Source organism: Gabonibacter massiliensis (assembly GCA_001487125.1).
Taxonomy (GTDB): Bacteria; Bacteroidota; Bacteroidia; order Bacteroidales; family Marinifilaceae; genus Gabonibacter; species Gabonibacter massiliensis.
Window position 1 is genome coordinate 43,629 of the sequence record LN913008.1, and the last position, 13,423, is coordinate 57,051.

General features: G+C 42.0%; 7 protein-coding genes. 2 read left to right on the forward strand and 5 right to left on the reverse strand.

Annotated elements, in window-relative coordinates:
- Positions 1-43: 43 nt before the first annotated feature.
- Positions 44-1,390, forward strand: a complete 1,347-nt coding sequence (locus BN3283_RS00160; RefSeq protein ID WP_041502982.1) for a deoxyguanosinetriphosphate triphosphohydrolase — start codon at positions 44-46, stop codon at positions 1,388-1,390.
- Positions 1,391-1,755: 365 nt separating this feature from the next.
- Here the strand turns inward: BN3283_RS00160 and BN3283_RS00165 are convergent, their stop codons facing one another.
- The 5 genes from BN3283_RS00165 to BN3283_RS00185 form a co-directional block, all read right to left on the reverse strand.
- The gene (locus tag BN3283_RS00165) at positions 1,756-4,419 is read right to left on the reverse strand and encodes a zinc-dependent metalloprotease (RefSeq protein WP_059025205.1); all 2,664 of its coding nucleotides are present in this window, start codon (positions 4,417-4,419) and stop codon (positions 1,756-1,758) included.
- Between the two features lie 38 nt (positions 4,420-4,457).
- On the reverse strand, positions 4,458-5,363 hold the full coding sequence (locus tag BN3283_RS00170; protein ID WP_059025207.1) for a hypothetical protein: 906 nt from the start codon (positions 5,361-5,363) through the stop codon (positions 4,458-4,460).
- A gap of 12 nt (positions 5,364-5,375) precedes the next feature.
- Positions 5,376-6,893, reverse strand: coding sequence for a RagB/SusD family nutrient uptake outer membrane protein (locus BN3283_RS00175; protein WP_059025209.1), 1,518 nt, complete (start codon positions 6,891-6,893; stop codon positions 5,376-5,378).
- Between the two features lie 11 nt (positions 6,894-6,904).
- Positions 6,905-10,570, reverse strand: a complete 3,666-nt coding sequence (locus BN3283_RS00180; protein WP_059025220.1) for a SusC/RagA family TonB-linked outer membrane protein — start codon at positions 10,568-10,570, stop codon at positions 6,905-6,907.
- A gap of 189 nt (positions 10,571-10,759) precedes the next feature.
- Positions 10,760-11,932, reverse strand: coding sequence for a FecR family protein (locus tag BN3283_RS00185; protein ID WP_059025211.1), 1,173 nt, complete (start codon positions 11,930-11,932; stop codon positions 10,760-10,762).
- A gap of 683 nt (positions 11,933-12,615) precedes the next feature.
- On the opposite strand from BN3283_RS00185, the gene BN3283_RS00195 reads away from it, so the two are divergent.
- Positions 12,616-13,161 carry an RNA polymerase sigma-70 factor gene (locus BN3283_RS00195; protein WP_059025222.1) on the forward strand — a complete coding sequence of 182 codons (546 nt, stop codon included), beginning with the start codon at positions 12,616-12,618 and terminating at the stop codon, positions 13,159-13,161.
- The last annotated feature ends 262 nt before the right edge of the window (positions 13,162-13,423 follow it).

Consider the following 13,423-nt stretch of genomic DNA (forward strand, 5'->3'; position numbering starts at 1 on the left):
AATACCGATCAATGGATCAGGTATTTTTTTTAAATTTTTTATTATGGATTGGAATAAACTTATATCTGCCAGACGGTATCAACCGGGAAGTGCCCCCACCCTATTTCGTTCGCACGATCGTTCGCAATTCCAAAGGGACTACGATCGTTTGATCTTCTCTTCTCCCTTCAGACGCTTACAAAACAAAACCCAGGTATTTCCTTTACCGGGAAACATATTCGTGCACAACAGACTGACCCATAGTCTGGAAGTAGCCAGTGTAGGGCGTTCCTTAGGAATCAAAATCGCCCAATTTATAAAGCAAAGAGAGAGAGTAGAAAACCCTGAAATTTTAGAGGAAATCGGAACGATTGTCAGTACGGCTTGCCTGGCCCATGATTTAGGAAATCCCCCTTTCGGTCACTCCGGTGAAGAGGCCATATCTTACTTTTTCATAGATGGTGAGGGACAATACCTAAAAAAATTACTCACGGATGAAGAGTGGGCGGATATCAGTCATTTTGAAGGGAACGCAAATGCCTTCAGATTACTAACCCATAACTTTAACGGCCGGCGGCCGGGAGGATATACCATGACATATACCACGTTAGCCTCCATCGTCAAATATCCCTTCGAATCCAAAGCGGCAGTTAAAGGGCATAAATACGGTTTTTTCCAAAGTGAAAAAGAGATTTACCGGGAAATTGCCGAAGAGTTGGGATTAATCCAGCTGAATGAAAAACCTCTTCAATTCGTACGCCACCCTTTAGTCTTCTTAGTCGAAGCCGCAGATGATATCTGCTACCAAATTATGGATATCGAAGATTCCCATAAACTGAAAATTTTATCTTACGATGAGACGACCAAAATATTATTAAATTTCTACGATAAGGAAGAGGATAAAGAGGATTTGAAAACGATAGCCAAAACATTCAAAATAGTTACCGACAAAAATGAGTGTATCGCTTTTTTACGAGCCGGAATCATCAACAAATTGATCAATGCCTGCGCCAACGTATTCTGTGAGAATTACGAGGCAATCATGAACGGTACATTCAAAGGTTCTCTGATACAACACCTTTCCGGAATCAATAAAACAGCTTATGATGCCTGCACCGATTTGGCTTATTCGCGCATATACCATACCAATATCGTGACTCAAATTCAAATAGCCGGTTTCAAAATATTGGCCACGATCCTTAAAGAATACATCGATGCCGTCCTGAAACCGGGAACCTATTATGCCCGAAATATATTATCCATCATGCCGGAACAATACAAAGTACACCAAGACGATAGCATTTATACAAAAATTCAAACCGTAACCGATTATGTATCGGGGATGACCGATTCCTACGCCCTGAATCTTTACCGCAAAATAAAAGGTATCGAACTACCCGAAATCAAATAAAATACCTCAATCAATTGACAATTGACGATTGTAGATTGTAGATTGTAGATTGTAAATTAAAGGATCGGGGGATTGAGAGATTACGTGATTAGGGTGATTATGCGATTGAGGGATTAGAAAGCTTGACGATTGTAGATTGTAAATTAACAAAACAGCATTCAATTTAAAATTTACAATCTGCAATTTACAATTAAAGGATTGACGATTGCAGAATAAATGCTTAAAAGAGCTTGTCTAAAGTTTTGTTATTAGACAAGCTCTTTTTTATTCAATGCATTTTCAAGCGGATCTACCTATAAAGCACCGAATCCTCCAGAGGGATTCGGTCACTTTATATATCTTGCTAAAAATATGAGTTTTACGAACTAATATTGCATCCGATCCAACATCTTCTCCAACTTTATCAGCATACCCTGGTAATGGATTCTATCACTACCCGTCGAACCGGGTAGTTTAGACTTCAACAAATTAATAGATTTCTGTACCATATACACCATATAGATATCCTGTACATCTATTCTCGTCACATCAACACTGCGTTGCCAGCCATAACCAGCCCCAAAACCTACTTTTTCCATTTGAGCAGCCAGCACACCCTGCCCGTAACGGCTTTCCAGCTCTTTCAACTCCTTAAGGTAACGCTTTGTCATTCCTGACGGATCCAATCCATATAAATTTATCTCGTCAACGGAAGGCGCAAAACTGTATCCGGATGACGGAGACGGTGCCGTATGATCGGCAAAACCCGCGATAATGCCGTTTTGCATCCACCATAAAGTCGTCATTTTCTTAAAGAAAGACTTTTGAATCAACTGGTCAGTATGCGTAAGACGCCGTCCCTCCATCGTGGGTTTCCAGATTTCATTAAAGACATCTTCCGAAAATTCTTTTTCCGTGTATGTATTCGGGAAAGTAACGGAAGATAAAGCCACCCGGGAAGCCATCCACGAACCGAAAAATTTATCTACCACATATAGCATATTATAGGACATCGGAACATCCAAAGGGATTTTGTCCACGACCGGAGTTTTTGTCAGCCATCCGGAAGAACGTACTTGTTTGAACAACCATTTCACGGAGGCTTTCTGCGCATCCTTGGGCACAGGACGTTTATTATGTCCCGGAGTACCTTCCTTCACGGAAGACAAATAAATACCTCCAATATTCTGGACCACATTCCCCAAGTAACGAAAGTATTGCATTACAATCGCATCATACAATTTCGCTTTGTACTCTCCACTCGGATCATCCTGTACCCATTCATTCAAATGAGCCATTATATATTTCAAATTCTTGATCCCGTAATCTCCCGCTTTAATCGGGTCATCACCCAAATCTTCCTCCAAGGCACTCGGATCAAAACGACTGAGTATCTGCTGTTTTCCGTAACGATACATCGGATCTCCCGCCTTCGCATCCACCCAACTCTCCACGACGGCAGTTTCTTCTTTCAAAGATTTGGCTTCCGGTACAGGCTTGTATGACCATTCGATAGCAAACTCATCGTACACCCCCAAATAAGGCGGAGACAATGTTACCCCTTTATCCCCGGGTTGAGCCACGTAATTAAAACGGGCGTAATCCATGATAGAAGCCGTTGTCCCGTATTTCCGGGTGAAAGTGGCCGAACGCAAGGAATCCACCGGAATAGCGGCAGAAGCCGTCATATTATGCATCAACCCCAAACAATGACCCACTTCATGCGCGACAGCATACTCGATAGATTCCGCCATCACATCGTCGGCAATACGTTTCCCCCGCACCCGAGGATCGATTTGTGCTGTTTGCACGAAACGCCACTCGTTGATCAATCCCACCAGATCATTGTATATCAATACAGATGCGTTAATAATTTCTCCCGTTGTCGGATCTACCCACGAGGGTCCCATCGCATTCTCGATAGCCACAGGCACATAACGGATACAGGAATATTTCAAGTTTGCCGGATCAAAATCAGGATCATTTTTCGGGAAATCCACCACTTGAACTACGTTTTTGAATCCGATCTTCTCGAATGCCTTGTTCCAACGTAACGCCCCTCGTCTGGTCGGCTCTTTCCATTGTTCGGGAAGAGCATCATCCAGATAAAACACGATCGGTTTCTTAGGTTCTACCAGTTCACCCCGTTTCCATGCCTCCATGTCCTTAGGCTCTATACGCCAACGGTTTGCCAGGGAGTAGTTCTGATATGCATCACCACTTTTCAAATGCTTTTTCTCGGTTAAAAAGATTCCTACCCGGGAATCCGACACGCGAGGACGCATTTTTTCTTTCGGCAAAAGCAAAAATGTTCGGGTCGCTTTCAACAAAACCTTACCACCACCAAAATCCACACCCATCATTTTTTTCATGTAATTATACATGAATGTCGTATTTACCGTTACGTTATCCTCGAAGGCTTTAATCTCTTCCAGAGATGTATACTTCGGATCAACATTCCCGTTAACAGAGAGATAACCCATATACGAGGACAAGGGGCTTAAATAAGGAATATCTCGCGTGAATAATGGCGTCACCTCCACTACCACGGCTGAACTATCTCTATTGTAAGCCTCTACCATAAACTTTTCCAAAATTTCATCGGTATAGCCCGCCTCCTGAGATTCAGCTATCGACTTCCGGGAAACCTCATCATACGTACATCGGGTATTTATCTGTTTCAAAAATACCGTACTGTCTTTCATCGAAAACTTAACATGTAACGGTGCAGTCGGTTTATACCCCACAACCGCCACTTCATTATTCGAGGTTGCCGCAATAGTCGAAGCCAATAACATCTCCTCGCCCAAGCGTCTTATAGGCAGCTCGAAATATAGCTTACCCCCGATCCTGTGAATCGTGATAAAATCACTTTTCGCCGTTTCACTTTTTTTCCCCTCGAATAATTTTTCATATTTACTTTTTGGTTTCGGAGCCACGGCAGTTGTATCCGCCTTGTTTTTTTTCTTTTTCTTCCACCAAAAAGCATACGAACCCTGGGTTGGCATCACAAACAGTGACACCAACAATAAAACAATCCATTTTTTCATTTTACATACAATTAAATAAGTTAATCAATACACCACTTTCATTGTTTATTTTGAATATCTACCAAAATGCGTTTTATGATAGCATACTTTGCCATGATTAAATCATATTCTCCGTACATTTCCGTAAATACCTCTTCGGGATAAGCATATATATATTCCACATAGTCTGAGATATCCTCCATTTCAGTCGGGGTTGTATAATAATCCGATAACTCCCTTAAAAAACCGTACTCGTTCATATCAATATTCCAGCTTGGAGGATTTGAATCATAACTTAACTTGACATTGTAAAAATTTTTACCGGCATACGTATTCGTGTGCGAATAAAATTCGGTCAACTGCTTCGAACAGGTTCGATACACGTAAGGTCCATAATCCGATGCAATAATTTCCGCTGCCAACTCCTGCAACTTCACCTCGTCCATTTCCGGAATCTCAGACATTTTACCACAAACAGTCGTCATCATCCCCTTGTATATACCCCGGGATTCCCACTCGTTATAATATTCATTTACTAAATAAGCCACGGAATCTACCAAAAAATAGCTTTTAGGCAATGCTCCTGCCGGCATATATTTTAACACTCGTTCTTTCAAAAAACGAATAGCTTGTAAAATCAAATCATCATCTTGACTGATAACAAAGTGATAATTAATACCCATCCTGTCTATCGAATAATGCGGAACTAAAATCTGGTAATGTATCACGGGATCTCCGTTCTGATCCATTCCCCGCACGCTTCTTCCGATCGTATCGTTATAAAATACAGCGATTTTCTTGTTTACGTATATATCGTATACCAGACTTTTTAAAGGATCCGTCGGATCGTTTTCTATTACAAACCAATCCTTGTCAAAACCACTGGGCTCCAAATTTTCGTTGTCCGAACATGCCAAACACATGTACAGAAACAACATACTGTATACAAAAACTAACTTTCTCATTTCCTTTCGTTTTTAGTGTGTCATCCCTATATTCTTCCGATTATTGCCTTTCAACATTCCTTGATTAAACCGAATCGCGTAATCGGGTATCGGCAACACGTAATTATCACTATCTTCCGAGTAAGCCGGTAATACATATTCCCCCAAACGGGCAGGTCTACCCACTGCCTTATCCCAAACGGTATAGGAATGAACGATAGGTTTGTTTTCAGGATATTTTGAACAAACCGCGTAGCGCCGGATATCGAACCACCGATGCCCCTCGAAGCAGAATTCCAGTCTGCGTTCCTTCCGAATCAGTTCAATCAAATCTTTTCCCGTCTTATCGATAGCCCCCACGTTCCCTTCTTTAAACCGGGTCTTTCTGAAATCTTGTATTATCTTTATCGCTTCTCCTTCCTCTCCCAACATAACCAAAGCCTCTGCCCGGTTTAAATACACCTCGGCATAACGGATCAAAAAACGATCGGAAACGATTCTGGTGTCATTTTTTAATAATTTCGACGCCAGCGTTACAGACGGATAATCCGGTGGACACGAGAAAAAGGCATCCTTTCTCAAATCTCCCGGCTCATACAAACTCAGTAAATCCGCATTCACGGCATACGAGAAACCGATAGGAAATACCCATCCCGGCATTACAGGAAAATAGGAATCGACCCTCATGATAAACGAATAAACCGGATTTCCTCCCATCGAGAATACCGTTTCTTGAGAGTCCGCATTCGTAAAACTCGTCTTTAAATCCTCCAAATTCAAATTTTTCAGTTGATAACCTGCCGACACATCTTTAAGCACATTAAATGCTAACTGCCATTCGTTCATATATAAATACACGCGACTCAATAAGATTCGTGCGGCCGTTTCGTTCGCCCGATAAACAGATGCTTCCCGGACTGTCTTCAAATGATCTACAGCTATGGTCAAATCTTTCACGATTTGCTCATACACCTGTTGCACGGTAGCACGAGAAAAATAGCGGTCCTCGATGTAATTCGTTAACTTCATCGGTACCCCGGGCTCATCAATGGCCGTGGTCTTCGCGTAAGGTTTTGCATACAGGTTTACTAACCAAAAATACCAGCACGCCCGCAAGTAATGCGCCTCTCCTTGTACTTTTGCATAACCTTCTTCACCTCTGAAATGTTCCGTTTCCTCAATAATCGTGTTCAAAGCACCCAGTTTTTTGTACACCCCCTTCCACACTTCATCATCAATCGGCTTTCCGTAAGATTCGAAAGGTTGCTCCTTATAACAATAAAATCCATTATCCATTCTATTATCATCCGAATAAAGGTAATCCACGACAGACTCCGTCACATCGTCATCCATTAAATGGATAGCATAGAAATCAACATCTCTTCCCACTACTCGATCCGAAGCCGCGTACCCCTCTCCCACCAACAATTCGCTTAAATCAGTCATACTTGAAGCATACACCAAATCCTGGGAATATTCTTGAAGAAAATCTCCGCAAGAGGTAAACACCAATCCGATGCCCGCTAATATTGAAACATAACTCTTTTTCATAACTCTCTTTTTTAAAATGAAATGTTTAAATTCAACGAATACGTCGGACGCAATGACAGACTTGTTCCCGCCGAACTTCCCGATTGCGAAGCCGGGTCTTGTCCTTTCAACTTCTTATCGCATATCGTGAAAAGATTGGTGGCGTAAAAACCGACATAACATGATTTCAGATATAATTTACCACACAAGCTTTCCGGCAAACTGTATCGGAAAGACAGGGATTGTAATCTCAAATAATCACTCTTGGCTACCCGTAGGTCGGAATTATCATACATTTGCCAGATATTATCGGAAAACTTATTAGCATAGCCTCCTCCAACCCACCAGGGAGACATCGTTTCTGAAAACAAGGCATTAGGAACAATTCCGGGAATATCCGTACGTCTCTCGTCTCCGGGTGTCTTCCAACGATTAACAAACTCTTTACGCATATTCTGTAACGGCTTCGGGGCGATCGTCCCGTTCGGTCTGGTCACATCAGGATATAGGCTCAGTAACCTCACTTTACCTCCCAAACTATATGTCAAGTTAAATGACAACACGAATCGCTTGAATGAAAAAGTATTCACCAATCCACCTTGCAGTACCGGAACCCGGGTTCCCGATTTCTTCATCACGGACATATAAGCCTCTTCTTTGGTCATCTCCTTCATTCGCTCTCGATTGGAGATCGGGTCGCCTTTTTCGTCTTTCATAATCTCCCCGTTCACGGTGTAAAATTCCTCGGCACCGTAAAACATGGGTAATCCGTTTTCCCCGTTTAGTCCGGCAAACTTATAAGAATAGAATGTCCCTAACGGTTCTCCCGGCATCTCCACGCTTCCGGCTAAATAATTTTTATAAGTTATAGCGTCTTCATCTCTAAACGTATTCTCTTTCCGCTCAAACGCCTTATTCAGTAATTTATTGAATACCTGTCCCAATTGCGGGTCGAAATTCCAACGGAATCCCTCGGGATTGCCCGCGCTGACCGTGTTGATAGGAATAATATTCAACGCGACCTCGATACCTTGATTTTCCAATGTTCCCCGATTCACGTAATATGTCTCCACTCCGTTAATTTCCGATACGCTTTTATTCATAAACGCATCCTTGGTCTTCTTATAAAAATAGGAGAAGGTTCCGTTTATCCGGTTGTTCAGGAAACCGAACTCCAAGGTGAAATTCATGGATGTCGTTTTCTCCCATTTCAAATGCGGATTCGGGAATTTATAGATGGTAGATCCATATTCTTCCAGTGTCGGAGACATTTTATCCCTTTTGATAATCAAACGCGGAGACTCCTGCGCCAGCATATTCCCCTGAAAACCGAAAGAAGCCCGTAAAGACAGATTCGTCACCCAATTCGCCCGTTTCAAAATATCCTCTTTTACGTTCCAACGTCCCGATAACGACCAAATGGGCAAGAGTTTTTCATTGCTCGCAGCACCAAAACTATTCGAACCGTCTATACGCCCGTTGATATTAAACATGTAATAATCCTTGTAATTATAAGACAAGGTCATGTAAGCGGAAGCCATCCGGTTTAATTCATCTTTTATAATTCCCCAACATTCCGGAGAAGTAGAAAGCATATATGCAAATTCACTGTATTGAGACAGGTCTACCAATATCATCTGCTTCCCTCTTTCCGGTACATACCCGTAATGAGTCTGCTTTTTTCCCGCGTAACGACTGGAGGAAATTTCACCGCCGACCACGGCGACAACCTGGTGTATATCCTCTTTATCCAGAAATTTCACGAAATCCAATTGCCCCCGTACTACATAACTGTTATTTCTTTGGTTATCCTCTTTCAGTATTCCCCCGAAAGGCAATAATGTTTTATCCGGTTTAATCACTCCATTTCGTTCTTTCCTCAAAATCTTCGCGGCAAAAGTATTTTCACCATGATACTCGTCCTGATAGGTATTAGACGTCGTGTAAGACAATGTCAACCCGAATTTCAGCGGATCGATAATCTTGTAATCCGCCCCCACCGTCAAGCTTAACTGGTTAGAATTAATATCAAATAAACTGTTATTTACATCCTCGATAATATTGAACGGATAAAAATCATAGGTTTGATCCGCATCATTTTCCGAGCGAAGGTAATGCCATAAACTGCCATCTTCGTTACGTGCCGGCACGGCACGATTCGTGTTGTACGCGTACCCGATAACATTTACATCGGAAGGAGTATATTTTTTTTCACTCACGTTTGCCTGCATCCCGAACCGAACGGAGAATCGGTTATAATTCGCGGACAGGTTGATATTCGCCGTGTATTGCTTGTTACTCTCTCCCTTGGCACTTCCTTTGGCATCATTATAACCGATTGAAGCATAATACTTCATCACGGAGGAACCACCCGATATATTCAGATTATGTTTATGCGTGAAAGCATCGCGGGTCAAAATATCGAACCAATCGGTATTCATCGTTTCCAGCTTAGCCACTTTCTCAGCCATTTCCGCGTAAGTGATGTTTTGGTTCCAAAAATCCCGCATGACAGCTTCATACCCTACCCAAGAGTCAATAGAAGGATAAACGATACTATTCTCCACCAGCTCGCGGGATAAAGCCACACGTTCTTTAGAATTCATCATATTCACACTCCGGTCAGAATAACGAGGACGTTGGGTAAAATTCATCGACAAAGAATACGAAATCGTCGGGGGGCCCGCTTTTCCTTTCTTTGTCGTGATTACGATCACCCCATTTGCCGCCCGAGCGCCATAAATAGCTGTTGCCGAAGCATCTTTTAACACGTCGATCTGCTCGATATCATTCGGGTTCAATCCGGATATCGCGTTGCCTAACAAATTCACGAAATCGAAATCATTGATCCTCGACGGGTCCACATTCACCGGGTCATGCTGGATAATCCCGTCAACCACCCACACGGGTTCCTGATTACCTATAATCGTCGATGTTCCCCGGATTCTCAATCTTGGCGTAGCCCCCAACTGTCCCGAATTCTGCATAAAAATCATACCCGGCACATGTCCTTCCAGCATTTGATCGATGGAATGATAAGCGGGATTCAGAATATCGGCAGCTTTGATCGTCGTGATCGCACTCGTGGATTTTCGGGGATCGATACGTTGATAACCCGTGTTTACCACCACTTCGTCCAATTGCGCCAAAGATTCTTTCATCACCACGTTAATCGTATCCTTTCCCCGGTACTCGATCTCCCGGGTTTCCATTCCGATGAACGAAAACACCAGTACCGCTTTTTTCGTCTCGGGAAAAGCGATCGAATACTTCCCGTCTTTATCGGAGGCCGTTCCTATGCTTGTGCCTTTTAATCGGATTGTTACCCCGGGCAACGGATAATCCCCCTCATCCGTTATCTTTCCCCTCACGCGAATTTCTTTCTTCTGCTGAGTTTGTTTTTGTTGTACTTTCAGCACGATAAACTCGTCGATAAACTCATACCCGAGTCCGGTCCCCGCCAACGCCTTATTCAACACTTTCTGCACCTCCATATCATGGAATTTGGCCTCGACTTTACGGTTTTTATTCAACTCGCTATTGCTGTACATCACCGTCAAGCCGGTTTGCCGTTTGATTTGGTCAAATAATTCGGCATACGTCATGGTATCCTGCTCTATCGTGATCTTAGACTGCGCCCCGACGTCGGCTAAAACCACGTGAACGAAAACAACCGATAGAATTACACTCAGTTTCATAATCTGAAAAATTTTTCGGAACTTACTTTTATTCCAAAGCAGTTCACCTACTCCATTTTTTTTCATACATTTGTCAATTAGTTAATAATATACTTTATAGTTATTATTCCTCCCGGATAATGCATCACCATTATCCGGGATTTCATATCCCGGAATATCCGCCTCGTCGTCACACGAGACGCAAACCCATCACTTGGTATACACTACAATATAATCCCCGCTTTCCTTAAAACCCACGGCTGTTGTTTTAGAAATAATGTCCAACACGTAATCCAACGGTCTGTATTTCGTCACGGCTCCGGAGAATCGCAATGCTTTACTTGCCTCATCGCCGAAAACGAATTTCACCCCGTACCAACGTTCCAATTTTATCACCAACTCGGAAAGTGTAACATCCTCAAAATTAAAGCGCCCGGAAGTCCAAGCAATAATCGCCTCAACGTCCCCCTTCCGCACGGTCGCATTTCCGTTTCCCCGGTTCAATGTTGCAACCTCACCCGGTTTCAGTACAAACACTTCCTCCCGCGTATCGAAACATACTTTCCCCCGTAACAAAGCGATCTCCACACGGGCATCCTCCTGATAAGACATCACGTTAAAAGCCGTTCCCAATACCCGCACGCGAATTTCTCCCGTTTCCACGTAAAACGGTTTTTCCTGATCCGACACGACTTCAAAATAAGCCTCTCCTTTTAAATTCACCTCTCGACGATCTCCCCGAAAACGAGTCGGAAATACTAATTCCGATCCGGAATTCATCCACACTTTTGTCCCGTCACTCAGCACGACATAATACTCCCCCCGCTCCGGAACCACGATCCTGTTACTGTCTGTTTCACCCTCCATGCCAATACCGGAATCCTCAAATCGAACACCTCCGGCTGAATCCTGTACTACATCCACTCCGCTGATATTTACAACCTGATGTATGTTCCCGCCTTTCAATTCGATTCGCTCCCCGGATTGCAGTATAAGCAAAGCCTTTGGCGAACCGGATTCGACGGTCATCATATGTTTTACCGGAACTGCTTCCTCGGAAAAATTTACCCGCTCCCATACAAACACAATTCCTACCAAAAGAACGGCCACCGCCGCTCCCTTTACGCTCCACAAGTAGAAACGTTTCCCGTGTATCTCTAACATCTGAACTATTTTTCCCCATACATTCTCCTGCATACGGTCCAGTTTACTCCATTTCCCGGCTGCAGACACACGTAACCAAACCCGAAGCATCCGTTCGAACTCCTTCTGATTTTCCGGTGAAGCCTCAACCCATGCCGTTAACTTTACCCGATCCTCTTCAGATAGAACGCCTTGACAATATTGACTCACCCACTCATCTATATTATTCCATGATTCCATGCTTCATCTTCTTTCCCGTATAGACAATAAAAAATAAAATCGGGTGAATCAAAATGAAATTTTTTACTAAAAAGATCAGATATATTTTAGATTGCAGATAAGGTCGATTCTCGTCTGAATTCCGTTACAGCCCTCTTTTCATTACAAAATAACTATGAATCAATAAATTTACCGATCAAAAAAATCTACCGGTCTCCCTATCACAGAATCCTTTAATCCCCTAATACCTATATCTTTTAGTCACGGAATTATTTTAATCGTCAGATACCCATTTTGCAACACCTATCTATTTTGGATTATATGAAATAAATAACAATTGATTTTTTATATCTTTGTCACACAAATTAGGAGGAGATAAAATCAGTAACGAAACCGATTTGAATGAAAAAAGCATTACAAAGAATTTGTTTTTGATCAGGAGAGAGCTCCTGATCGTGTATACAAACGCATGTAGTGAGATTGCCACCTGTTTGCAAATAAAACAGGTTTGATCATGTTTTTTTTGATTATTTGCAAGAAAAAAATGGGGAGGATGTATTTACATGTATATATACTTTTGCATGATTCGATTGATTTTGTTCGTTTATCGGCAAAAATTATAGTGTTGGAATATTCCGAAGAAATACGTATCGAGAAACATTTTATGAATTATTTAAAAGGGTTATTCCCTGTATATGCAACAAATGAATAGATCGAAAAATAGAGCAGGTATAAAAATAAAATTCGAACAAATATATAGAAGATATTCGAAACCCATGTTTCTATATGCTCTCAGTTTCCTGGTTTTAGAAGAAGAAGCGGAAGACGTTATACAAGAAGTGTTTGTCAATTTCTGGAAAGACGATACTTTTCAGAAAGTATCGAATGAAGTGACAAAGACTTATCTGTTTCGTTCTGTTAAGAATAATTGTTTGAATCGTTTGAAAAAAAAAGATGTATTGAAGGACCGGTTGGACCATTTGCAGGAGGATGTTGCGGAAGAAGAGATGCAGATCTGGAATGATGCTTTGATACAAGAAGTAGAATCAGAAATAACTGGAATGCCGGAACAAACCCGTGAAATCATTCAAGGCGTATTTTTTCGGGAAATGAAATATCAAGAGGTGGCAGACCAATTAGGAATCTCTATAAACACGGTGAAAACATTATTGAAGAATGGTATGCGGCATTTACGGGGACGTTTTGCAGAACGGTTAGATTTATTCCTTTTAATAACATTGACTAAATAAGTTCCACGTTGAAATTGAGATTCATAGATTAAGGAGTAGCATGATCGAGAAATTAAATGGATTCTGTGATTGAGAGATTCCGTGATTAGGAGATTAAAGGATTGACGATTGTAAATTGACGATTGTAGATTTTAAATTGTAGATTGAATTCCGTTTTTAATTTACAATCTACAATCTACAATTTAAAATAAAAAAGCCACGATCTCTCGTGGCTTCTTCCTAAATTCGGCATCGACCTACTCTCCCACCTCGCGGCAGTACC